Origin of the sequence: Chitinophaga lutea, assembly GCF_003813775.1 — a bacterium.
Taxonomy (GTDB): Bacteria; Bacteroidota; Bacteroidia; order Chitinophagales; family Chitinophagaceae; genus Chitinophaga; species Chitinophaga lutea.
This window is the reverse complement of record NZ_RPDH01000001.1, coordinates 1,921,784-1,945,732: the sequence shown is the minus strand read 5'-3', so window position 1 is coordinate 1,945,732 and position 23,949 is coordinate 1,921,784. Positions and strand designations below refer to the sequence as shown.

Genomic DNA, 23,949 nt, shown 5'->3' with positions numbered 1-23,949 from the left:
TTGTTTTAGGCATTTATTGATTGGCTCCCACTTTGCGGGCTATATAATAATACAGAGGCGGCACCAGTTTGTGAAATAACCACAGCAGCCGCTCGCTTCGTGCTACGATCACGCGTTGTTTCCCATTCCGCATCCCCGCCACGATTTTCCTGACGCAGACATCCACGGGAATCCCGTTGGCCTGCCCCTTGTCCATTTTGTTATGCGCTTCGCCGCTGGCGGTCAGCGCATGCAGGGAAATGGGGGTGTTGATGCGGCCGGGGCTCACGATCATCGCTGAAAACCCCGGGATGGTATGCTCCACCTGCAGCGTTTCGAAATACCCCTGCAGGGCATGTTTCGCTGCCGCATAGGAGGTTCGCAGGGGGAAACCCATCAGTCCCGCCATACTGCTCATCACTACCACCATCCCCGTATTCCGTTCCCGGAAATGGGGAAGCAGGCTTTTGGTGAGTGTAACGGGCGCGAAGAAATTGATTTCCATCAGCCGCCGGTCTACCGCCGGCTGGGTGTCTTCCGCCATGGAACGTTGCGTTATCCCGGCATTGTTAATCAAAATATCGATGTGCCCGTATGCTTTCAGTGCGGCGGCGGACAGCTGTTGCAGGTCGTCCTTTTCGAGGTCTGCCGGCAAAAGCACCGATTCCCCGCCGGCTTTCTGCTGTACGGTGGTGAGCGCTTCCCTGTTGCGGGCAGTCAGTATCAGCCGGGCGTTTTCCTTCGCCAGCTGCAAAGCCAGTTCTTCCCCCAAACCGGAGGAAGCTCCCGTAATCCATATCACTTTATTCGTAAAAAATCCCATGCTGTTAGTCTTTTAGTGGCGTGCCACACCCGGTTTCCCGTTCTTTCCGTTGAATGCCGGTTTGCATGTTCCCGAAACGCGCAAAACGGCCGTTTATTTCAGCGGTTTTCCCGTGCCGGATAATTTTCCCGCCGTGGGCCGACGGCGCCTGCCGTATGGCCGGTAGCGGAAACTACCGGTTTTCCGGGATGATGAGTATCACAGCGGGTAATTCCGTCTGAAGGCCCGGTGCAGCCCTCTGCATTGCTGCAAAACAGGTTTCCTGGGTACTTCTTTGTTACAGCGGCGTCATCCGGAGCAAGGCGTACATCTGCCGCACAGGCGCCGGGAGGTAACGTTTCCGTATGTACGAAGCGCCGTCGATCGGTACAGGGAGCCGGGTTGCGTACCCGGAAGTCCTTTTCCATGGCCGGTTTTCGTGGACGTTGATGTTGCCGGATTATTTTTCTGCCGGCGGAGCCTGGCGGAAAGGATAAAATGCGGATTCATGCAACGATGGAATAATATCAATGAACTGCATGCGTACGTGGTGTTCACTGGTGATGAAGATAAGAAAATTAAAATCTTTTCTTACTTTGAATCCGTATTAACTTTTCTCCCCGATAAAAATGATGAAACGATTAACGATTGTCCTGGCAGGATGCCTGCTGGCCGCGGGTCAGGTTTTTGCCCAGGTAAACAGTGAACAGCTCCAAAAATGGCGCGACCGTAAATATGCGATGTTCATTCACTTCGGTGTGTATTCCCAGCTGGGCGGCGTATGGGAAGGGAAACCCGTGAACCGCGGTCTCTCCGAACAGATCAGGGCACACGCAGCCGGCCTGTATAGCGATACGTACGAAAATGTGGCGGCGGGATTTAACCCGGACAAATGGAACCCGGACAGCATCGCGCTGCTGGCAAAAAACGCCGGCATGGGCTCGGTGGTGATCACCTCCAAGCACCACGACGGTTTTGCACTCTATGACTGCGCTTTTACGCAGTTCGACATCATGGACGCCACGCCTTACAAAAGGGATATTCTCAAAGAACTGTCCGAAGCGTGCAAGCGGCACGGCGTGGCGTTCGGGTTGTATTTCTCTTTGATCGACTGGCATTTCCCGCCGGCGATGCCGATTTCGGGACATAACTCCGATTCCATTCCGCCCGCGCATCATGATTACAACAAAAAACAGATCACCGAACTGTTAACAAAATACGGCCCGGTTACGGAACTGTGGTTCGATATGGGCTCCATGACGCTGCAACAGAGTAAGGAAATGCGGGAACTGGTGCACCGCCTGCAGCCCGATTGTATGATCGGCAGCCGCATCGGGAATAACATGGGCGACTTCACCGTAATGGGAGATAACCAGGAGCCGGACTATATCATCGGCGTGCCCTGGCAAAGCCCGGCGTCGTTTTTCCACGAAACCTGGGGCTACCGCTCCTGGCAGCAGCGGGGCGACATGCGGGCCAAGATCAATGAAAAACTCACCAGCCTCATCCGTGTAGCCAGCCGCGGCGGCAACTTTTTGCTTAACATCGGCCCGCGGGGCGACGGTACCGTGGTGGAGTTCGAACGGGACGTGCTGCTGGCCATCGGCCAATGGCTGAAAAAGAACGGCGAGGCGATCTACGGCACATCGCCGGATCCCTTCCACGTGCCTTTCAGCTGGGGCAGCATCACCAGCCGGAAGAACAAACTGTATCTCCATTTGCTGAGGCAGCCGGACCAAAATGAGATCGTTCTGCCCGGCCTCACCGGCAAAATCACGAAAGCCTACCTGCTCGATGACAAAACACCGCTGAAAACAGGCGCTTCCAAAAACGGGGGCATCGTGCAGGTGCCCGCCAACCTGGCACCTTTCAAAGTGGTTGTGCTGGAAATGCCGGGCGGATTCACCGTTCCGCCGGTCAATATCGTAGCGGAAGGAACCATCCTGCAGAACAACAACGCTTTCCGCTATTTCAGCAATTCCACCGTGGATTATAACACCAGCTTCACCAGCACCATCAAAAACGCCTGGACGCTGCAGTCTTCCAAAACCGGCAGCAGCGTGCCGGTGCTGCAATACACCGAAGAAGAAAAAGGCAAAACGATCGACCTCCAGCTGGGGAACGAGCGTAAGACGGTAGCCCTTGACGGCGGAACGGCGGAGCAATTACAGCCGAAGGGGCTGCAGTTCGGTGCGTTCTATATGCAGGGGCCCATGTTCTCTGGTATCGGCGGCAGCAACGGCAGCCTCGCGAACCTAGACGTGACCCAACCCTGGCCCAACGGCAAAGGCCGTGCATGGAAGGAGCAAACCAATTATAAAAACGGGCAGACGTATTGGCTGCCGGCCGGGATGATGACGGGCTACTACATTCTGCAGGAGATCAGCTCGCCGGCAAAACAGCAGGTACTGGTGAAAATCACCGCCGGCGACGCGGTGCGGGTGACGCTGAACGGGAAAGAACGCTACATTCAAAGTAATCCGCTCAAGCAAGACAGCATGGAACACATCCTGCTGCTGGACCTGGAGCAGGGGAAGAACCAGCTGGTGGTGAAGCTGTTTAACAACTTCAAAAAACAGACGCCGCTGAATATTGATTTTAACATTCCGCAGGTGATCTACAGGAAAACCCTGCCGGCGGTACCGCTGAAAAAAGACGGGCTGCTCCCGGTGAGCTGGCAGCGCCATCAGCCCGCTACGCCGCACGACGATATGGGCTTGCCGAACCTGCAATTGCAGTTGCGGTAAAAAGAGAAGGAGTTGACAGTACGTCAACTCCTTTTTTATTTCGGGGTAACAAAGATCTGTTTCAGTCCGTCGATCAGCCCGTTGTTGCCGGTTACACTGATAGTGCTGATTTTTTCAGCGATCTTCTCCACATATTCCATCTCTTTCAGTTTGAACAGCATCGGGTTGTCGTCCATCAGGCGCGCCGTGTTCATCAGGCTGCGGGTGCTGGCCGTTTCTTCGCGGCGCATGATGATGTTGGCCTGTGCTTTCTTTTCCGCCATCAATACCTGGTTCATGATATCTTTCATATCACCCGGCAGGATGATGTCGCGGATACCGAAGCCCAGTACCTCCACGCCCAATGCGGTCGCGTCGACCGCCAGCGCGACGGCGTCTTTCTTATCCAGCAACTCGTCGAAGCTGAAGGCGGCTACGTACTCTCGCAAAGCCAGCTGGATCAGGATGTACAACTGGCGCTCGTAGTCTTTGTTATGCAACAGCGCTTTTCCCACGTCGGTCACCCGGTATTGTGCCCAGGCGTTGATGCGCAGGGCGGCTTTATCGCGGGTCAGGATTTCCTGGCCGTTGATCTCTACCTGGAGCTGGCGCGTATCTACTTTCCCTACGTGGATGGCGGTGCTGTTTTTCCACCAGGCATGCGCTCCGCTGGCCAGTTCGCGGCGGAACTGCCCGTCTACGAACAGCAGCGCTTTTTCGTAGCTTTCCACGATGTAGTTGCGGACATAAGGCGCCACCAGTTTGTGGTGCAGCACGGTTTTATCGATACTTTCCGCGATTTCCGCTTCGCTGATATTGACGTGCACGAACTCGTACCGGATAACGCTTTTCCAGTAGGCATAGCGGCCGGCGGTCAGTACTTTTTTCAGCAGACCGTTTTCGTATTGCAGTGCAATCTCCGTGTCTTTTACCTCGACAACGATCAATGCATCGGCCAGTTTGGCGTCGTGCAGGTATACGTTCAGATCCTGCGGCGGGGTAAACGGCTGCAGGGTGTCATAACGCACCATTTTTTCGGTCAGGTACAGCAGCCAGTGGCGGCCCGGTTCCAGCATACGCTGGTACACTCCGTTCCTGTACACCAGGGCTGCTTCGTGTTTGTGGATGGTTACTCTTTTCATCATGATACATCAGGTTTAAAAAATCAGACCGGTGACACTTTCCAATGCGATGAGCACGGAAGCGGATGGCAGGGATGCAGCGCTCATGCAGTTGTGCAACTCAAAAAACAAGTGCATGATGTGCAGGCCCGTTCAGGTCCGCCTGCGGGGCACTTACCGGATTTTTGCGGCAAGGTTCCCCGGCCTGACAGTGGTCGCCATTTAATTGAGGAAGCAGCGTACTTCCCTCTTAGGAGTTTCAGTCCTTTGAACCGCCTGTTGCTCTACCAAATGAGCTACCGGTGTTACCCGGAGAGGAATCGAACCTCTTACCCACAGATTATTTGTTGGCGGGACAGCCAGTACATCAGCAACAGCATACAGCCGGCAACCGCCGCTGCACTGCGAGGCTATTCGGAAACCCTCGCCTGGTTTGCATAATGCATGTTTGCCCCGTCTTCCCGCGAAGGAAGCTCTTTGATGGGAAACTTCCGTTCCCAACAGCGGATGGACATATCCGCCGAAACGACGGCCGGGTGAGAGTCGAACTCACACTCCCCGCATCCGTAATGCGGAGCTTTGTCCGGTTAAGCTACCGGCCGTTATCGCAGGGTGTCTGGGGGAATCGAACCCTCATCTTCCGGTCCACAACCGGACGTTCTGCCATTAAACCACAGACACCATTTTGTGCTGTTCATACAGGCACACGGCGGTCCGTACGGGAATCGAACCCGTAGCGCCGGATCGACAATCCGGGATGTTACCGTTACACCAACGAACCAAAAAAGAAAACCCGGTTACGCAGCGCAACCGGGTTTTGTATACATACATGAGTGGTTATGTATGCATGCAAAAAGGTTGCACGATCGGACGATCTGTATGGATATATGGATGCTGTTTTTCTGTCATTCCTGAAAATAAAAAGGCCCCGCAGTTGGTGCGGAGCCTCAGTTATATCGAATCAGTTTGTTTGAACCTATTCTGTTGCATAACCTGCGCCGCATACGCCGCAATAGCCTGTAAACCGGCTATCCTGTTTAGTGTTGCGAATATGTAGTGCTATGTTTTGCATGTTGTTTTTTTGTTTGACGATGCAAAGATGAAACTAATTTTCGAATAACAAAAACATCGCAACGCGCGTTGCGGCGCAAATTAAAAACGAACATGCAACTATATAATACAGTACGCGTCTTTAGGACGAAGTGCATTGATCATTTGACGTAAATTTTCTACTTTAGAAATATGACAGCCCCAATTTTGTTCCGGTATTTCGTTATTGCCGGGCTTATCAACACAGCTTTGTTCACCTTTCTATTGCTGACGCATAAACGGAACAGCACGGCCACCCTGCTATTGATGGCGCTGATGCTGCTGGTTTCGTTCCAGGCACTGCTGAACGGTTTCGATACCCGGGCATTTTTTATGGCGAACCCGCACCTCAGTCGTGTGTCGTGGTTGCAGCTCAGTCTTTTCGGTCCGCTCATTTACCTGATGGTGAAAAAACTCACTGTCCCGCCACAGCGCTTGCAATGGAACGATGCCATTCACGCCGCCCCTTTCCTCGCGTATTGCATCATCCTCTGGCCCTGGCTGTCGCAGCCCGCTGCGGAAAAAAGACGGCTGCTCAGTGACTTTGAGGCGCTCAGCCGCCACGACTTCGGATGGCTGAACCAGGTGAGCCTGCTGATGCTGTTCTTTTACCTGCTGTTGTCTCTGCGGCAGTTCCGGCAATACCGGAGCGCGCTGGAGAATACCTTTTCCGAAATCAGTCGGCGGCGGCAGCAATGGTTGCAACAGTTTTTATATGCCATCCTGGCGGTGCTGGTTATTTCCGGGTTGGGGTTTTACGGCAGGAAATGGGATATCCCTTTCATCAGCTGGTTCTATCATTACAACTACGTGATCGTAGTGGGAATGGTGTACTGGCTGGCTTATAAATGCCTCACCCAACCCGATATTTTCATGCCCGGAAGTGACGGGGCCATGGTGCGGTACCGCAAATCCGGCCTCGCCGCTACCGCCGCCCCGTCTATGTACGGCCAGTTGCTGCTCCATATGGAAACGGCAAAACCCTATCTCGATCCCGACCTGACGATCTATACCCTGGCCGAAGCGCTGAACATGCAGCGGCATCATTTGTCGCAGTTGATCAATGAACGGTCGGGCAGCAGTTTTTATGACTTTATCAACGGCTACCGGGTGGAGGCGGTGAAAAGCAGGCTGAAGGATCCGGCTTCGGGCCATCTCACTATCCTGGGCATCGCATTCGAATGCGGGTTCAATTCCAAGGCGACTTTTAATACCACTTTCCGGAAATTCACCGGGCTCACGCCTTCAGCTTACCGGAAAGCGGATGGATAAGAGGCGCTCTTTCGAAAAGGACGGGCGCCGGATTTCTACGAATGATAAAAATGGTCCCGCCTTGCCGGTTCGGAAGCGGTATTCTTCAAAAAATGAAGGTGGTGCTCGAAAGCATGAAAAGGGGTTTCGCCTTACCGGCACGGAAACGCTATTCCGTTGCTGCGAAGAATGAAAATGAGATTCCCCCTTGTTGGCCCGGAAGCGATTTTCTTCAAAAAGCGCAAGCGTTGCCACAGCGAATGACGAATAAACCGGTGAAAAAGAGGTTCAACCTTGTCGGCCCGGTCGACAAGACGTGTTATCCCGGCTAGTTTCGCCTGAAAATCATCAAATATGAAAGGAATTATTTTAGGGGCCGCGTGTTTGCTGGCCGGGTTTGCTGCGAAGGCCCAACGGGTGTTTACCCCGCAGGAATTACAGGCAGACTTTACCGTCATCCGGCAGGCGCTCGAAGAAGCGCACCCCGGGTTGTACCGCTACTGCACACGTGAGCAAATGCGGGAACATTTCGGGAAGGTGGATCAGTCTCTGAACAAGGGCATGACGGAACTGGCCTTTTTTCGCCGGGTGAATCCCCTCCTGGCGGCCGTCCGCGATGGGCATACCAAGTTTCATCGCAATGGGAAGCCGGACGATTATTACGCCTTTTTCGAGGATGGTTATTTTCCCCTTCAGCTGCACTTCAGCAACGGAAAGGCATATGTGCTTCGTTCCCTGTCAACAAAGGGGCTGCCTCCCGGCACCGAAGTGAAAAGTATCAACGGGCGGAAAATGGGAGACATTACGGCGCATCTTTTCAACAACATCCTGGCGGACGGTGACGTGAAAAGCGCGCGATACGAGGCGCTGAACCAGTTTTTCCCCGGCTATTATGCTGCATTTATCGGTCCTGCGAAGGAATTTAAAATCCGGTATAAAGAAGTGGCCGGTAAAAACGGGACCACTACACTGCCGGCTGTGAAAGCCGACGCAGCGAGGGCGAATCAAAAGGACGAACCCCGGTACCGGTTGTCGTTTCCCAAACCGAATACCGCCCTGCTGCGCATCGCCGGTTTTTCTAACGCGACGGAGGGCCCCGCATATGCAGATTTTCTGGCCGCTGTATTCAGGGAGTTGAAGGAGCAACGAATCCCGCACCTTATCATCGACCTGCGGAACAATGAGGGCGGCAGAGACGCTTTCGGTATTGCGCTATACGCTTACCTGGCGAAGGCGCCTTTCAGATACTACAACCGCCTCACAGTCGCGGGCATTGGCCCTTACTCCTTCGCACAGCATGCTTCCTTTCCACGGGAGATGGAATATTTGAAGCAGTTTGTGCAGAAAGTGGGTGATGAATACCTGTTCACCCGCAAAGAAGGGCTGGAAGAACGCGCCCCGCACCCCGACGCTTTTACCGGCAACGTGTACATCCTGCAAAATGGCCGGAGTTACTCCGTGAGCGCGGAGTTTGCGGCCATTGCGAAAGACAACCGGCGCGCCATTTTTGCCGGCGATGAAAGCGGTGGCGCATTCCAGGGCAATACGAGCGGAGCATTCGCCCTGGTGCGCCTGCCCAATACCGGCCTTGAGCTGGCAGTACCACTGCTGGGATACTACATGCAATTGCAGCAGCCGCATCCGGCCAGTAAGGGAATTCCTGCCGACTGGCCCGTGAGCACCGGCGTAATGGATATTATCCGGGGCCGGGATGCGGTACTGGAAGAAACGCTCAAACGCATCCCATGAAACCGCTACGGAAAAAGGACATCACCTGGCTTGTGGCGGGCGTATTATTGCTGGAATGTATGTTATTACTATTGTTACGATACTGCGGGAGTTAATCGACCGGGGGAGTGATGGCAACTCACTCCCCTTAACCACAAAAAGAATCCGCTTGCCCGTAATAAAGCAACGCCTTATGACGTTTTACCGTAACGAGAAGCATGAGAACACTGATTTTACTGTTTGCGGCCGCCCTGATGGGGGCCTGTTCTTCCCGGTCCGACAACAATGCGCCGGGATCCGTGCCTGCGGGCACCTGGCGGGTGACGCACTTTTCCGAGCGCGGCAGCGATGAAACAGGCGACTTTTCCGGGTACGTTTTCACCTTTGCCGCCAATGGCAGCGCAACGGCGGTCAAAGCCACCACCAGCAAGACGGGGAGCTGGTCGATGAGCAGCAATAACACCCGGTTTAACATCGATTTCGGGGCGAAGACGGACGCAAACAAGCCACTGGGTGAGCTTACAGACGATTGGGTGATTATTTCGATCACGAATAACGAGATCAAATTAACCGACGATAATACCAGCAGCGCGGAGTTCCTGACGTTCGGCAAAAACTGACCAAATACAGACAATTCTCTATCAGTAACAACAATACGGATAACGAATTTTCGCTATCTTTGTGGACCTTTTTACCATATCGAAATAAACCAATTGTTAAAGAAAACGAAATTGACGCGGATGATTTTACGTATTAACAAAAAAGCATACATAGTTCCCTTCCTTGTCCTAACATCCCTCTTCAGCCTGAAAGTATCTTCCATCGGCAAAAAGAGTACAGGAGTAATAGCAGCAGCACCGGCGCCCGCAGAGGCCTCGGAAGCAGCCATGTTATATGAACAGCTGTCGCTCGATTCATTGGGACTATCTCCCGAAGCATACCAGTATGCCCTGAAGGGACACGAACATTTACTGAAAGCAGGGAAACTGCGGAATGAGGATATCCTCTCCATCGTGGATTTCAGCCTGCCGTCCACCAAAAAACGGCTGTTTGTCATTGACCTGGCTTCCGGTCAACTGCTCTTCAATTCCCTGGTTTCCCATGGCCGTAACTCCGGCAAGGAAATGGCGACCCGGTTCTCCAATGCGCCGGAAAGCTTCCAGTCAAGCCTCGGTTTTTACGTGACCGGCCAGACCTACAGAGGCGAACATGGTTATTCCCTGCGCCTTGAAGGGGAAGAAAAGGGCATCAACAACAACGCCATGTCGAGAGGCATCGTGATGCACGCAGCGGATTATGTGAATGAGGGCCTGGCCCGCCTGCAGGGATATATCGGCCGCAGCCTCGGTTGCCCCGCTGTGCCGGTAGCACTGCATAAAAAGATTATCCAGAAGATCCAGAACGGTTCCTGCCTGTTTATGTACAGCCCGGACAAACGATATATTTCCAGGTCGAAAATGATCCAGGGAGCGGCTTGAATGCCGGTAATCGTGGAGAACATTGAAAAAGCAGCCCATCGGCTGCTTTTTTGCATTACATGACGTGCTGCGCAGCGGACTGAAGGTGGTTTCCCTGAAGGCAGTAGAACATCAGCGTGGTCGATACCCTTCTGTTAGCGACCTTTCACCCTGCTTGGCTCCAGCCTTTACAAGGCTTATTCCCGGGTCAAGTAGGTTTGAACAACCATGCTTCCCCTGTTTGCATAACGGTTCATCACCAACAGATTGTCTACTTTTACCGGAACAATTCTGCAATTATGAAACGCTGCCTGTTACTGGTCATCCTGCTACCCTTACTCATCGCCGCCAAAAGAGAAACGACGGAGCACATCCGCATCAACCAGCTGGGTTACCTGCCGGGCGGTGTGAAGGCCGCGGTGTGGGGTAATTTGTCCGACGGCATGATCAACTCCTTTGAACTGATCGATTCCGCGAGTAACAAAGTGGTGTTCAAATCTTCCGCCGGTAAACCCTTTGGGGCATACGGGCCGTTCCGGCAGAGTTTCCGGCTCGATTTTTCCAGGTTCACCCAACCGGGCACTTATTTCCTGAAAGCCGGTACCGCGGTATCGCCCATGTTCCGCATAGCGGGAGACGTGTATACCGGCGCCGCCGATTTCTGCCTGCGTTACCTGCGCCAGCAGCGCTGCGGCTTTAATCCCTTCCTGAAAGATTCCTGCCATACGTTCGACGGGTACACGCTTTACGGCCCCATGCCAGACAGCACCCGCATCGACGCGTTCGGCGGCTGGCACGATGCCAGCGACTATCTGCAGTATTCCACCACCTCCGCCAATACGGCCTGGCACCTGCTGGCCGCCTACCGCGATTTCCCGGCGGTGTTTACGGATAAACACAACGCCAGCGGCCTGCCGGGCAGCAACAACACGGCCGACGTGCTGGACGAAGCACGCTGGGGGCTCGACTGGCTCATGCGTATGCATCCGAAAAGCGACTGGCTGTTCAACCAGATCGCGGACGACCGCGACCACCGCGGGATGCGCATTCCCGCCCTCGATTCTTTTTACGGCCGTGGCTTTGAAAGGCCCGTCTACTTCTGTTCCGGCCAGCCGCAGGTGCAGGGCGTGAAGTATAAAAAGATGAACAAAAGCACGGGTGTGGCGTCTACAGCGGGAAAGTTCGCCAGCGCGTTCGCACTGGGCCACTCGCTGTTGAAAAAAGACGATCCCGCTTATGCGGCGGAACTGCTGAAGCGCGCCAACTCCGCTTTTGCGCTGGGCGTGCAGAAGCCCGGCGTGCAGCAAACGGCCTCTGTATTGTCGCCCTACATCTATGCGGAAGATAACTGGACGGACGACATGGAGCTCGCGGCCGCACAGCTCTACGGTGTGCAGCGAAAAAACACCCTGTTGCAGGCGGGAATGGTATATGCGCAAACGGAACCGGTGACGCCCTGGCTGGGTGCGGACACAGCGAGCCACTACCAGTGGTACCCCTTCATCAACATCGGGCACTTCGAACTGGCAAAAGTGGCGGCCGGCAAACAAAAACAACAACTCTCCGGCTACTATAAAACCGGCATCGAAAAGGTATGGGCAAAAGCAAAGCAGAACGCATTTTACCGCGGGGTCCCTTTTATCTGGTGCAGCAATAACCTCACGGCCGCCTTTGCGATACAATGCTACTGGTACCAGCAGCTCAGCGGCGACGATGCGTTCGCCGCGCTGGCGCAGGCGAACGTCGACTGGTTGTTCGGCTGCAACCCCTGGGGCACGAGCATGGTATATGGATTGCCGGAAAGGGGCGATACGCCTGCGGATCCCCACTCTGCATTCACTCATCTCAAAAACTACCCCATCGACGGCGGGCTGGTAGACGGGCCGGTGTACGGCACCATTTACGGCAGCCTTATCGGCATCCGCCTCGCCGAGCCCGACGAATACGCCGCCTTCCAGAGCAGCCTCGTGGTGTACCACGACGATTATGGCGATTACAGCACCAACGAACCGACGATGGACGGCACGGCATCGCTCATTTACCTGCTGGCGTTAAAAGAAAACGAAGGAAGGATCAGAAAATAAAAAAGATGGAAACCCGGTGCAGGCCATTGCGCAACAGGCGCAGGGCCTTGCGCATGTGCTGTTCTACCGTATTCACGGAAATGCCGGAGCGCTCCGCGATTTCTTTGTTGCTCAGTTCGCCGTTGCGGCTCAGCAAAAATACCTGGCGGCATTTTTCAGGCAGTTGTTGTACGGCTTCGGATAATTGCAGCACCAGTTCTTTGTGGGAAAGATACGATTCCACATCGTTGCCGGACGCGGCGGGGCGCGACTCCTGGAATAATTCGTATTTCTGGTGGATGGCCTGGCGGTGCAGGAAATTCAGCACGCGGTTGCGCAGGGCGGTGAAGATATATGCTTTGAAAGAAGTATGAATATCGAGGCGGTCTTTCCTTTCCAGCAACTCCAGGAAAACTTCCTGCACAAATTCGCGGGCCGTTTCTTTGTCGCCGGTTTTTTCGTAAGCCTTTTTCAGCAACATCACGGCATACCGCTGGTACAAGGCGTCAAATGCAGCCTGGTCGCCCTTTTTCCAAAATGAAAGTAGCTCAACGTCTGTATGGTCAATGTAATGTGGAATAGACTCTGGTTCTTTTGCGTAAGTTAAATGTAAGGAAAAATAAGTGCTAAATACAAAGTGAAAGCTGGAAAAATATTTTTTTGAAGCGCGTAACGGTTTCGATTTTATTGTTTGTCCATATATGTAACCGAAGTTTATTTTTTAGCATATGAGCCTGTTCGACGTAAAAGAATTATTGGAAAAGTACAAGGCCGGAACTTGCAGTCCGGAAGAATTACAGGCATTGGAGAACTGGTACGAGTCGTGGAAGCACCCGGCCGCGGAGGAAGTGGAGTGGCAGCCGGAGGAAGAGCTGGCCCAGGAGCTGCTCCAGGATTTCAGGGAGGTGCGCCGCCGCAAGGATGCGCTTTTCAGCGGGGAGTCCCGCCAAACCTGGTGGAGGGCCGCCGCCGTGCTGGCGCCCATTATCGGTATCGGGGCCATTCTCTGGTTCAGCCGGCCTTCGACACCCGCCGCCGGGGACAACGCCCCCGTACTGGCCGTGGCGGCGAAGAAGCCGGACAGCAAACGTTTCATCCTGCTGCCGGATAGCAGTACCGTGGTATTGCGTGAAGGCAGCAGCCTCAAATATCCCGAACAGTTCACCGGGAGCACCCGAGAAGTAACGCTCATCGGCGAAGGGTATTTCGACATCAGGCACCAGCCTGGCAAACCGTTCCTTATCCATTCCGGTAAAGTGGTGACCACCGTGCTGGGCACCGCCTTCAACATCAAAGCATATCCCGATCAGCCTTCCGTTACCGTAACGGTCAAAAAAGGCAAAGTAAAAATAGAAGAGGAAAAGGGCGGCAAACTGCTGGGCATCCTCACACCGGACCAGCAGATCGTGTACAACCCCGAAAAGGTGGAAACATTGCCGGTAAAAGCCGAGGAAACCGTGGCGTGGCTCAGGAAGGGAATGGACTTTAACGCGGTGCCGTTCGAAGATATCGCCCGGCAGATCAATGAACAATACCAGGTCGATATCCGCTTCGCCAACGAAGTCATGAAACAATGCCGCATCAGGGCCACTTTTGAGGGTACGGAAACGCTCGATAAAGTGTTGTTCGTATTATGTACCGTTAGTAATGCCTCCTATACCATTTCAGGAAATGAAGTGGTGATCAGCGGGGAAGGATGTTCAGATAAATAAAAAACACTGGCAGCTATCTTGCCGGGGCCAACAAACAGGACACTTCAGTAACCAAAATCTTTATACCATGATTCTTGTTATGCGTCCGCCCTCCTGAACGGGGAGCTGACTCAGAAAAAACCCCTCCGTACTGTGGTAGGTCGGGAGGGGAAGCGCTTAAAACGTAAACAGCCTCGAAGGGCTATTTCTTCAACATTTTAAACTATTGCAAATTATGCAAAAATCCGTGGTTTTTGCTAATGGGCGGCTATTGCCGGCATTTACAACAGCAGTTTATTCTACGCAAATGCGTTTCATTATGAGATTGAGCCTCTCCACCCTCATTTGCATGTTGGTGAGTATTCAGCTTTTATGGGCTATCCCCGGTAAAGGACAAACGCTGGACGAAAAGAAAGTGACCATGGAGGCCTCCAACGCCACCCTGGAAAAAGCGCTGAGCCAGCTGGAGAAATTGTCCGGTTTCCGCATCGCCTACGCTTCCGAAAAGGTATCCAGGTACGGCCGGGTGTCGCTCGACTTTGCGACCCGCAGTGTAAGTGCTACGCTGAAGGCGCTGTTGAGCCAGACTGACCTGGGATTCCGCCTTACCGACAATACCATCATGATCGTGAGCCGTCACGAGCAGCCCGCGCCGGAAAAGTTGCCGGCCGCCGCTGCGGATTCCACCGTGGTGATCAAAGGTAAAGTGACCGACGAGAGCGGCGCGCCCATGCCGGGCGTTTCCGTCCGGATCCAGAACACTACCAAGGGCGTATTCACCGATGTGGACGGCAACTTCACCATTGTGGGCAACCGCGGCCAGGTGATCGTGTTTTCTTCCATCGGTTCCGCTCCGCAGGAACATGTGATCGCGAAAGCCGGTACTATCAGCATCGTGCTGAAAACCGACAGCCGCAAGCTCGACGACATCGTGGTGGTGGGTTACGGCACCCAGCGGAAAGCCAACCTTACCGGCGCCGTGTCTACCGTCGACATCAAGAAAACCCTCGACGCGCGCCCCATTTCAGATATCGGTCGCGGCCTGCAGGGCACCGTGCCGGGCCTGACCATCACTTCCGCCAGCGGCGACCTGGGCCGTAACCCCAGCATCCGCCTAAGGGGTATGACCGGTTCGCTCAACACCGGCGCGGCCGGCGCACAGCCGCTCATCCTCGTAGACAACGTGGAAATCCCCTCGCTGCAGATGGTGAACCCGCAGGATATCGAGTCCATCTCCGTACTCAAAGATGCGGCCTCCACCTCCATTTACGGTACCCGTGCCGCCTGGGGCGTGATCCTGATCACTACCAAATCCGGACGGAAAGGCGCACCAGCCAGCATCAATTATTCCAATAACTTTTCCTGGAGCAAATACACTTCCATGCCGAAGATCGCAGGCGCGGTGGACGGTGCGGAAGCCATGCTGGCAGCTAAACTGCGCTCTACGCCCTCCGAACCGTTCCATACCACCCTCGGCATGAGCTTCGACCGGGTAGGCATCGAAAAGATGAAGAAATGGCAGGCCGACTACGGTCACCTGAACCTGCCCGATTCGATGGTGATGGGCCGCGACTTCGAGATCCGCGACGGCAAACTGTATTTCTACCGCCCCTGGGATGTGGGCAAACGGTATATGAAAGATGTGACGTTCATGCAGAAGCACGACCTTTCCGTATCCGGCGGCGGTGAAAAAACCAATTATCACCTCAGCCTCGGTTACCTCAACCAGGGCGGGATACTGCGTTTCAAAACGGACAAGTTCGACCGTTACAACGTAAACCTGTCCGTTAATTCCGCCGTTACCGACTGGATAGATGTGCGCGGGAAAATGATGCTCAGCCAGTCCGTTTTCGAAACGCCGCACAGCTTCTCCGGTTCGCAGCTCGGCCCCTGGTATTATCTCTACCGCTGGCCAATCATCTACCCCTACGGTACTTACCAGGGTAAACCGTTCCGCAGCGCGATGACCGAAACGCAGCAGGCGAGCATGGACCAGACGAAATCCACTTTCGCAAGGGTACAGGTGGGCACCACGCTCAAACCATTCAAGGACTTTACCGTTGATGTGGATTACACCTATTCCAACACCAATACGCATCTGCACTCACCGGGTGGCGGTACGGCGGGCATCGATTTCTGGAATGCCCCTACCCAGCTTAATTATATGCAGAACTACCAGGCAGCATCATGGGATGCCGTACGCTATGTATCATCCTGGAACGAATGGAACACAGGCCGTGCCTTCGCTACCTATAATTTCGGATTCGGAGACCATACTTTCAAAGCCATTGCCGGTATGGACGTGGACCTGTACAAAAACTGGAGCCAGACTTCTGAAAGAAGGGGGCTGATCGATCCGGTTTACCCTGAAATTCCCCTGGCCAGCGGCGACCAGTTTGTGAACGGCGACCGCGGGCATTGGGCCACCAATGGCTATTTCGCAAGGGTTAACTACGACTACAAAAACAAATTCCTGCTCGAACTGAACGGACGTTACGACGGCTCGTCGAAATTTCCGCGTAACCAGTTATACGACTTCTTCCCCTCCGTGTCTGCCGGCTATATACTGACAGAAGACACCTACCTGGATTTTGCGAAACCGGTTTTGTCATTCCTGAAATTGAGAGGTTCGTATGGTTCCGTGGGTAACCAGAATGTGGGCCCCAACCGTTTCATCTCCGTGATGAACCCTTTCAATTCCGGCTGGCTGATTGGAACGTCCAATCAGGTAAGCTTCTCGACACCGGAGCACGTGTCTAAATCATTGACCTGGGAAACCGTATCCACTCTCGATTTCGGTGTGGATGCAAGGTTCTTCAACAATAAATTCGGTATCACCTTCGACTGGTATAACCGCAGCACCACCAATATGATCAGCGGCGGCCTTACACTGCCGAGCACCTACGGAGGTACGGTACCGGTCATGAACTTCGGCGCAATGCGCACCAGGGGCTGGGAGTTGGCGCTCGATTTCTCGCACACCTTTGAAAACGGCTTGCGGATAACCGGTATGGCGACTCTTTCTGATTTCAACGAAAAGATCACCAAACTGGCCAACGCCACCCGCACGGTTACCGCGAACTACGAAGGAAAAACCATCGGCGAGATCTGGGGTTATCAAACCGACCGCCTCTTCCAGGAAAGCGACTTCACCAAGAACCCGCAGGGTAAATGGATATTGAAGCCCGGTATCACCCCGCAGAATATACTGGAAGGCAATACCGCCTGGTTCTATTACTCGCCCGGCGATGTGAAATATGTGAACCGCAACGGCGATTCAACGCTGTCACAGGGCGCCAACACGGTGGATGATCCGGGCGACCAGTTCGTGATCGGTAATTCCACTCCCCGCTACCAGTATGGCGTGCGGTTGGGTGCAGACTGGAAAGGAATCGATTTCAGCATCTTCATCCAGGGCGTGGGTAAACGTGAGCTTTGGCCCTCAGGCCCGCTCTTTGTCCCGGGTTTCGGTGGCGACAGCTGGTATGCGCACCACCTGGACTACTGGACGCCAACGAATACCGATGCCTTTTATCCTGCGGCAACTTTCCACGACGGGTCTAACAACAGCCGGAACTTTTACCGCCAGACGCGTTACCTGCTGAATATGGCGTATACCCGCGTGAAAAATATTTCGCTGGGCTACACACTGCCTGCAAACATCGCGAGCCGTGCAAAGTTGAAAACCGCTCGCATATATGTTTCGGCTGAAAACCTGTTCACCTTCGACAAGCTGAAAATCCCGATCGATCCGGAAATTGACTACACGACCGAGCAGACGGATGCATCGGCTTTCGGCCGTACCTATCCTTTCAGGAAAGAAATTTCCGTCGGGCTTCAACTCACTTTCTAATTTTCAAAAAACGGATTTTATGAAATCTTACATATATATACTGGCTGTGTTTGTAGTGCTGTTTTCGGCCTGTAAGAAAGACTTTCTCGAGCGCGGCTTGCTTGATCAGATGGAAGACGAGAAGTATTGGACCAATGAAAAAAACGTGCGCATTTATGCAACCTGGTTTTATCCCTCTTATTTTAATGGTTATGGCCAGGCGTGGGTATGGGGAGACTATTTTTACCAGGGGCAGTCGCTCAACGACGATTTTGCCCCGGTAACGCCACCGCAATTCACCAAAGTGGTTCCTGCCACGGATACATCATGGGGCTTCCGTTTTGTGCGCCGGTCAAACATCATGATCGACCGGGTATCTAAAATGTCGAGCCTGGATGCGGCCACCATGAACCATTGGCTGGGTGTCGGGCGTTTCTTCAGGGCCATGGCTTATTTCAGACTGGTGAAAAAATTCGGAGATGTACCCTGGTACGGACGGGAACTGCAGATGACTGAAGAACAGGAATTGTACAAACCCCGCGATCCCCGTACGCTGGTGATGGATAGTATGATGAAAGACCTGCGGTTTGCTGCGGAAAATGTGCGGGCGGTAGACGGCGAAAAGGGGCTGAATGTGACCAAATGGGTGGTATTGGCCTATATGTCGAGGATTGCACTGTTTGAAGGTACCTGGCAGAAATACCATGCCAACAATCCCACCAAGGCGGCAGAGTACCTTGAAGCGGCCAGATGGGCTGCGGAAGAGGTGATGACGAAAGGAGGCTTTAATTTTTCAAATACCTATCGCGAATCGTTTAATTCACTGGATCTGTCGAAGAACCAGGAAATGATCATGTATCGCCGTTACGCCACAGGATTGGTTACACATGCGTTGATGAGTTATGTGAACGGTGAGGGGCAGACGGGTCCCAATAAAAGCCTGATGGAGTCGTACCTGTGCACCGACGGATTGCCTGTAGGCGTATCTGCAGTGTACGCAGGTGATAAAACCAACGAGCAGGTGCGCACCAACCGCGACCCGCGGCTGCTTGGGACTTTCAACCCTGAGCTGCGTCCGCAGGGCTCCATCGGTCGTTATAACAGGTTGGGTGTGAGTACCAGCGGCTATGCCACCTGGAAGTTCCTGAACGACGAACAGCGCGACAGGCCCGAAGGCGCTTCCAACGTGAATGTCATTCATGCTCCCGTTATCCGTTACGGAGAAGTGCTGGTGACGTACGCGGAAGCCCGCGCAGAACTGGGGCAGCTCACGCAGGCCGACCTTGACAGATCCATCAACGTATTACGCAATCGTCCCAGTGATCTTGCTACAAAGCTGCCGCAGCTGCAAATCCAGGGAGGGTTGCCCGCAGTGAACGGTAAAACGTACGACGATCCCAAACGCGACCCATCCGTTCCCGCAATGATTTGGGAAATCCGTCGCGAACGCCGCGTGGAACTGACCATGGAAGGTTACCGCCTCGATGATCTGCGCCGCTGGAAAAAACTTGATTACCTTGATATGACTCAAAACCCCGATCTGAACAGGGGTGCCTGGATCAACAAGGCCGAATGGGCGAAGCCGGGTGGTGGCTCCTGGCTCGCGGCCGGCATAGTGCTCGAAGGCGGCGGCCAGCAGGGATACATTCTCGGTGCTTCCAGCGCCATCACCCACCGCCCGAAACCGGACCCCAAAGTTTACCTGAGCCCCATACCATTGGATCAGATCAAACTGTACAGCGATAAAAAATCTAAACTCGAACAAAATCCGGGCTGGACGCAGTAACTTTAAAAGAAAATTTTGCGTATGCTGACAGCGTTAACCGGAGCCACGATTTATACAGGACAGGACATTCAACAAGGGAAGGCGTTATTACTGGAGAACGGCATTGTGAAAGGCCTGGCAGACGCCGGCAGCATACCATCAGAAGCCCGCATCATCAACCATACAGGCCACAGCATTGCGCCTGGCCTGCTTGATCTGCAGATATACGGAGGAGGCGATCATCTGTTTTCAGATGATCCCTCCTTCGCTGCTTTAACACACATCGCCGATGCGCTCGAAGCCAACGGTACTACGGGTTTTTTACTGACCCTGGCCACGAACCATCTTTCCGTATTTGAAAAGGCCATCGACACGGTGCGAGATCATCCCCTGGCATCCGTGCTGGGCCTGCATCTCGAAGGGCCTTACATCAACCCGGTGAAGCGCGGCGCGCATATCCCCGAATGCATCAAACGCCCCACCGTACCGGAAGTGAAAGCGCTGCTGGACCGTGCACAGGGTGTGATCAGAATGATGACGCTGGCGCCGGAAATGTGCGACCCTGCCGTCATCGAACTGCTGCTCAGCCACGGCGTGATCATCTCGGCCGGCCACAGCAACGCTACATTTGCGGAAGCGGAAAGAGGCTTCCAGCTGGGCATTCAGACGTCCACCCACCTCTACAACGCCATGAGCCCCCTCCATCACCGCGATACGGGTTTGCCCGGCGCGGTCTACCAATCGCAGCATGCGTATGCCAGTATTATCCCTGACGGGATCCATGTGGACTATAATACGCTTGCCATCAGCAAAAAAGTAATGGGCGAACGGCTGTTCCTCATTACCGATGCCGTGGCGCCCAGCAAAGGCGCTTATGCGCATGTATTCAAAGACGACCGGTATACGTTGGCCGACGGCACACTGTCCGGCTCCGCGATCACCCTGCTGCAAGGTGTCAGGAACTGTGTGGAGCATGTGGGTATTCCGCTGGACGAAGCACTGCGCATGGCATCCACTTATCCTTCCAGACTTATGGGCATGCCGGAACGGGGCGTTATTACCCCCGGGCAGCCTGCCAATCTCACCATCTTCACTGCATCTTTTCAGCCGCGGGGCATTTACCTGAACGGCAAAGAAAAGGCCACCCCGCTTGCTTGAGGTGGCCTGCTGGCTGCGCACGTGGTCACCCTGTCAAGGCACGCGTGAAACCATTTTGGGATTTATAGCAACGATTGAGTCGTGGGCCCGGTTGAGAATATAATGTATGGCGGTTGCGTCATGCCGGAGATGCCATCTCAACCACTTTTCTACAGCGCCGGCGAACGTACCGCTATTCAGTTTTTTTATTTTCCCGCAGATACCATCTCAACTGTATTTCCAATGAAGATTGCAGTGGGAGCGCAGGTACGTCTCCAGTGAAGCCATTGCCCGCTTTTTTACCGTGTAACTGGAGGTTGTACCGCAGGCCTCCCTGTAATTGCGGAACAATCATAAAACCAACGCCTGCCTGTAACAATAATTTACCCGCGCCGGGCAGCCTGCCCGTGGAAAAGAGAGACGTCTGGTAAGGCTGGCGGTGAACCGAATCGGGACGGGTGGCGAGCGTACTGTCTGTTTTACCCGTTATTTTCCATGCATACTGGTAATGTATCCCGGCAGAGAGTTCCCACCGTTTTAACGCGTATACCCCCTGTATACCGCCTTCTCCGAACCAGAGGGCGGTAGCATTGAATTTTGTGCCCACACTATCTACCCAGAACAAGGAAGAAGGACCGCCAACGATCGGCCGCGTGTAAATGGCATGATGCTGATATTGCCGGCTGAAACCCGTGAGATAACCCGCTCCCAGGTATGGGCGCAGGCGGATGTTGTTTTTCAGCGGGAAGGTATATTCCGCTGCTATATTGAAACCATAGGTTTCGTCGAGCGGCGGAATGCCGGCTACCTTTACGCTGAAGCCACCCGGGACGTAACGGGGTGTTTTTTGTGGAGTGGCTCTCAGCGCGATTTCGATGCGGCTGGCGTTGAGTGCAGCGTTCGGTTTGGTGGGGAGATGGCGGATAGAGGGGGCCGGCTCCAATAGCAGATGCTGTTCTTCGACGCCTCGTACACTGCCCGGTTGGGTGGTTGCCGCTGCTGGTGTTGCTTTGGCAGTTGTAATGCTTCGATGGAGTTGCGGGGCAACGCTTTTGCCTGTTCCTGTTTTTTGAGCGGCATTGCTTTTATCCTTCCCGTCAGGATGAGGCTTGTTTTCAGGCCGGCTTCCAGGGGCGCCTACGCCATGAGATGAATATATTGACGGAGCCATGGCTCCCGTCGCGTGTGCCGTTTTATTTGCAGACTGGCGGCTGTTGTTCCGGATGTTTCTGGTTCCGCCTGCAGAGCGGGGCACATCTCCCGCGATGTTGTTCCCATCCCGGCTTCCATTATTTTCATCCCGGGGCTGAGTTCCACCGGTGTTATTACGTCTATCCCCGATACCCGGAGAAGGAACTCCTGTAGTGCTTTTACCCCCATCCCGGAGACTTTCGTTTTCATTCCGGGATTGCGCTTCTCCAGCGTTATCGTTCCTATCACGGGCACTCCCGTCTTCATTCCCTGATTGAACCTCACCGGTTTTACGCTCCCCATCCTTTTTTCCGGATTGTATTCCCTGGCGACTTCCGCTTTCCGGACCATTATCCTCATGTACGGGGCGCATCTCTGCGGTGTTATCACTCCCGTCCGCGTTACCCGGTTGAGCGCTTCCGACGTCCTCCATCTGCACCGCTTCCGTCGTTACATCACTTTTCCCTAATATCAACATAAAACAGACGGCGGCGCCCAGCAGCAATACGCCGGCTCCTCCCAGCCAGCGCATCCACGGGAAGCGCGGCGCCGCCGGTCCGTCGAGCCGGGGGCGCAGCGCTGCCCATCCCGCCTGCTTCTCAGAAAAGGGCGATTGTTCCTCTTCCTGCTTCGCAGCGGCCTCCCGCAGCCATTGTTCGATATTTTTGTTACGCTCCTCCATTATGCCGGAAATTGTAATAAATCTTTCAGCAACCGTTTGCCTTCGGACACATGCCATTTACTTGTGCCCGTGCTGATGCCGAGCATTTCCGCTATTTCTTTATGTGAATAACCCTCAACGATAAATAAATTGACCACCAGCCGGGTGGCGGGCGGCAGCCGTTGCAAAATGGCCACCAAATCCTTTAACGCCAGGGGATCGGCTGTGGTGGCACCCGCCGTGTTTTCCGACAGCTCCTGCCGCTGCCTGCTCAGTTCCGCCTTATGTGCCTGAAAGTAATCCGCTACCGCATGCAATATGATCTTCCGCAGCCAGCCTTCAAAGCTCCCGGTATGCCTGTATTGTGAAATCTTTTTGAATGCCCTCAGGAACCCATTGTTCAGAATGATCAGGGCGGTGTCCCTGTCGGGGAAGTTCCTGCGGATCACCGCCAGCATCTTATCGAAAAACAACATGTACAGCTTTTCCTGGCACAGGCGATCGTCCCTCTGGCAACCTTCCACGAGGGTGGCCAAAAGTGCGGGTTGACCGGCGTTGTCCGCCGGTAGTTGCGTATGGAGGTTCTGCTGGTCCAATGGTGCTATAGGGTACAGACAGCCTTGGGGAAAAGAAAGGTTGGGTAACGGGGAAAATTTATTTCCGGGTAACGAGATAATTATAGTCGTTCAGCAAAGTTTCCAGGAAAGTCACGGCATCCAGGTCCGTTTCGATGTGCAGGATGGTTTTCACCTTTTCCGCGATGCGCTCGGCGGTGCCGGTGTCGCGGGTGCGGTTGACATTGTCGAGCACGGTTTTGATCTTGCTCAGGTCGCGGTCAGACAGCCGGAGGATCTGCGAAAACTGCGGCACATAGTCTTCCCGGTCGATTTCCCGGAAAATGGTGTCCTGTATGGTATGCCGTTGTTTGCTCAGTACGATGATGGTGCCGGCGGCCATATCGCCCAGCCGCTGGTTGTACTCCGAGCGGAACACGATGATCACCGGCAGGATGCCCACAGCCAGCCAGATGAGGGCCACAAAGGCGGATTCGCGGTTGAGGGCGGCGATCATAAAGGCCATCGTGAGCAGGGGCGACTCTACGAGCCGGAACATCCAGCGCAGCAAAATCTGGCTCAGGCTGGGCGTATTGCCGATCAGGCTCACCACTTTGATGCTCATGGCGCGTTTGCCGGGGCTCTGCCCTTTCATCAGCAGTTCGAAAAACAAATAATACAACGACACCGGCAGGAACACGCAGATAAACATCACCTTTTCGCGGCTGCGGTAAGACAGGCCGCTTTCGGAAATGATGTACACCCCCAGCCAGAGTATCGCGATGCGCGCCACGAGATCGATTAAATAAGCCAGCGTACGCCGGCCCAGGTCGGCCCGTTCAAACTCCAGGTCTATGTTAAAAACGGTGGGTATTTTGATAATAGGCATAAACAAATTTAAA

The 23,949-nt window shown here is 54.1% G+C and carries 16 protein-coding genes and 3 tRNA genes; 10 read left to right on the top strand and 9 right to left on the bottom strand.

Annotated elements, in window-relative coordinates; translation table 11 throughout:
- Positions 1-13: 13 nt before the first annotated feature.
- A complete protein-coding gene (locus tag EGT74_RS07740) occupies positions 14-802 on the bottom strand; it encodes an SDR family oxidoreductase (RefSeq protein WP_123845936.1) in 789 nt (262 codons plus the stop codon).
- 608 nt (positions 803-1,410) lie between these two features.
- Here EGT74_RS07740 and EGT74_RS07735 point away from each other — a divergent pair.
- Complete coding sequence (locus EGT74_RS07735; protein WP_123845935.1) at positions 1,411-3,528, top strand: alpha-L-fucosidase; 2,118 nt, start codon at positions 1,411-1,413, stop codon at positions 3,526-3,528.
- Positions 3,529-3,563: 35 nt separating this feature from the next.
- On the opposite strand, the gene EGT74_RS07730 is transcribed toward EGT74_RS07735, so the two are convergent.
- From EGT74_RS07730 to EGT74_RS07715, 4 genes are all read right to left on the bottom strand, one after another.
- Positions 3,564-4,652: a slipin family protein gene (locus EGT74_RS07730; protein WP_246008147.1), complete on the bottom strand. Its 1,089-nt coding sequence runs from the start codon at positions 4,650-4,652 to the stop codon at positions 3,564-3,566.
- A gap of 504 nt (positions 4,653-5,156) precedes the next feature.
- Positions 5,157-5,230: transfer RNA gene (locus EGT74_RS07725), tRNA-Arg, on the bottom strand.
- A gap of 8 nt (positions 5,231-5,238) precedes the next feature.
- Positions 5,239-5,310: transfer RNA gene (locus EGT74_RS07720), tRNA-His, on the bottom strand.
- A gap of 28 nt (positions 5,311-5,338) precedes the next feature.
- Positions 5,339-5,409: transfer RNA gene (locus EGT74_RS07715), tRNA-Asp, on the bottom strand.
- Positions 5,410-5,870: 461 nt separating this feature from the next.
- Here EGT74_RS07715 and EGT74_RS07710 point away from each other — a divergent pair.
- The 5 genes from EGT74_RS07710 to EGT74_RS07690 all read left to right on the top strand — a co-directional run bounded on the left by EGT74_RS07710 (position 5,871) and on the right by EGT74_RS07690 (position 12,237).
- Positions 5,871-6,989: a helix-turn-helix domain-containing protein gene (locus EGT74_RS07710; protein ID WP_123845934.1), complete on the top strand. Its 1,119-nt coding sequence runs from the start codon at positions 5,871-5,873 to the stop codon at positions 6,987-6,989.
- Between the two features lie 333 nt (positions 6,990-7,322).
- Positions 7,323-8,717, top strand: coding sequence for a S41 family peptidase (locus tag EGT74_RS07705; protein ID WP_123845933.1), 1,395 nt, complete (start codon positions 7,323-7,325; stop codon positions 8,715-8,717).
- A 197-nt stretch (positions 8,718-8,914) separates the two neighbouring features.
- A complete protein-coding gene (locus EGT74_RS07700) occupies positions 8,915-9,316 on the top strand; it encodes a lipocalin family protein (RefSeq protein WP_123845932.1) in 402 nt (133 codons plus the stop codon).
- Positions 9,317-9,436: 120 nt separating this feature from the next.
- Positions 9,437-10,174: a murein L,D-transpeptidase catalytic domain family protein gene (locus tag EGT74_RS07695; protein ID WP_123845931.1), complete on the top strand. Its 738-nt coding sequence runs from the start codon at positions 9,437-9,439 to the stop codon at positions 10,172-10,174.
- A 278-nt stretch (positions 10,175-10,452) separates the two neighbouring features.
- Entirely contained in the window at positions 10,453-12,237 is a 1,785-nt protein-coding gene (locus EGT74_RS07690) for a glycoside hydrolase family 9 protein (protein ID WP_123845930.1), read from the top strand.
- Here the strand turns inward: EGT74_RS07690 and EGT74_RS07685 are convergent.
- Complete coding sequence (locus tag EGT74_RS07685) at positions 12,227-12,784, bottom strand: RNA polymerase sigma-70 factor (RefSeq protein ID WP_262697112.1); 558 nt, start codon at positions 12,782-12,784, stop codon at positions 12,227-12,229. The two genes, EGT74_RS07690 and EGT74_RS07685, sit on opposite strands and share 11 nt — an antisense overlap.
- Before the next feature lie 160 nt (positions 12,785-12,944).
- On the opposite strand from EGT74_RS07685, the gene EGT74_RS07680 reads away from it, so the two are divergent.
- The 4 genes from EGT74_RS07680 to nagA all read left to right on the top strand — a co-directional run bounded on the left by EGT74_RS07680 (position 12,945) and on the right by nagA (position 20,662).
- Complete coding sequence (locus tag EGT74_RS07680; RefSeq protein WP_123845928.1) at positions 12,945-13,928, top strand: FecR family protein; 984 nt, start codon at positions 12,945-12,947, stop codon at positions 13,926-13,928.
- A gap of 298 nt (positions 13,929-14,226) precedes the next feature.
- On the top strand, positions 14,227-17,760 hold the full coding sequence (locus EGT74_RS07675; protein WP_220392823.1) for a TonB-dependent receptor: 3,534 nt from the start codon (positions 14,227-14,229) through the stop codon (positions 17,758-17,760).
- 19 nt (positions 17,761-17,779) lie between these two features.
- On the top strand, positions 17,780-19,525 hold the full coding sequence (locus EGT74_RS07670) for a RagB/SusD family nutrient uptake outer membrane protein (protein ID WP_123845927.1): 1,746 nt from the start codon (positions 17,780-17,782) through the stop codon (positions 19,523-19,525).
- Positions 19,526-19,546: 21 nt separating this feature from the next.
- Positions 19,547-20,662, top strand: a complete 1,116-nt coding sequence (nagA, locus tag EGT74_RS07665; RefSeq protein WP_123845926.1) for an N-acetylglucosamine-6-phosphate deacetylase — start codon at positions 19,547-19,549, stop codon at positions 20,660-20,662.
- A 172-nt stretch (positions 20,663-20,834) separates the two neighbouring features.
- Here the strand turns inward: nagA and EGT74_RS07660 are convergent, their stop codons facing one another.
- Genes EGT74_RS07660 through EGT74_RS07650 form a run of 3 tightly spaced genes read right to left on the bottom strand, consistent with a single transcriptional unit; the run spans position 20,835 to position 23,936 of the window.
- Positions 20,835-22,514, bottom strand: coding sequence for a hypothetical protein (locus tag EGT74_RS07660; RefSeq protein WP_123845925.1), 1,680 nt, complete (start codon positions 22,512-22,514; stop codon positions 20,835-20,837).
- Positions 22,514-23,089, bottom strand: a complete 576-nt coding sequence (locus EGT74_RS07655) for an RNA polymerase sigma factor (RefSeq protein ID WP_123845924.1) — start codon at positions 23,087-23,089, stop codon at positions 22,514-22,516. Before EGT74_RS07655 ends, EGT74_RS07660 begins: the two co-directional genes overlap by 1 nt.
- Positions 23,090-23,147: 58 nt before the next feature.
- On the bottom strand, positions 23,148-23,936 hold the full coding sequence (locus EGT74_RS07650; RefSeq protein WP_123845923.1) for an RDD family protein: 789 nt from the start codon (positions 23,934-23,936) through the stop codon (positions 23,148-23,150).
- Positions 23,937-23,949 lie beyond the last annotated feature (13 nt).

What these genes read in the sequence shown, in the direction of transcription:
- EGT74_RS07675 (WP_220392823.1), top strand. Translation starts at nt 14,227, where the DNA reads ATGAGATTGAGCCTCTCCACCCTCATTTGCATGTTGGTGAGTATTCAG.
- EGT74_RS07690 (WP_123845930.1), top strand. Translation starts at nt 10,453, where the DNA reads ATGAAACGCTGCCTGTTACTGGTCATCCTGCTACCCTTACTCATCGCC.
- EGT74_RS07735 (WP_123845935.1), top strand. Translation starts at nt 1,411, where the DNA reads ATGATGAAACGATTAACGATTGTCCTGGCAGGATGCCTGCTGGCCGCG.
- EGT74_RS07730 (WP_246008147.1), bottom strand. Translation starts at nt 4,652, where the DNA reads ATGATGAAAAGAGTAACCATCCACAAACACGAAGCAGCCCTGGTGTAC.
- EGT74_RS07695 (WP_123845931.1), top strand. Translation starts at nt 9,437, where the DNA reads ATGATTTTACGTATTAACAAAAAAGCATACATAGTTCCCTTCCTTGTC.
- EGT74_RS07680 (WP_123845928.1), top strand. Translation starts at nt 12,945, where the DNA reads ATGAGCCTGTTCGACGTAAAAGAATTATTGGAAAAGTACAAGGCCGGA.
- EGT74_RS07670 (WP_123845927.1), top strand. Translation starts at nt 17,780, where the DNA reads ATGAAATCTTACATATATATACTGGCTGTGTTTGTAGTGCTGTTTTCG.
- nagA (WP_123845926.1), top strand. Translation starts at nt 19,547, where the DNA reads ATGCTGACAGCGTTAACCGGAGCCACGATTTATACAGGACAGGACATT.
- EGT74_RS07740 (WP_123845936.1), bottom strand. Translation starts at nt 802, where the DNA reads ATGGGATTTTTTACGAATAAAGTGATATGGATTACGGGAGCTTCCTCC.
- EGT74_RS07660 (WP_123845925.1), bottom strand. Translation starts at nt 22,514, where the DNA reads ATGGAGGAGCGTAACAAAAATATCGAACAATGGCTGCGGGAGGCCGCT.
- EGT74_RS07700 (WP_123845932.1), top strand. Translation starts at nt 8,915, where the DNA reads ATGAGAACACTGATTTTACTGTTTGCGGCCGCCCTGATGGGGGCCTGT.
- EGT74_RS07705 (WP_123845933.1), top strand. Translation starts at nt 7,323, where the DNA reads ATGAAAGGAATTATTTTAGGGGCCGCGTGTTTGCTGGCCGGGTTTGCT.
- EGT74_RS07650 (WP_123845923.1), bottom strand. Translation starts at nt 23,936, where the DNA reads ATGCCTATTATCAAAATACCCACCGTTTTTAACATAGACCTGGAGTTT.
- EGT74_RS07710 (WP_123845934.1), top strand. Translation starts at nt 5,871, where the DNA reads ATGACAGCCCCAATTTTGTTCCGGTATTTCGTTATTGCCGGGCTTATC.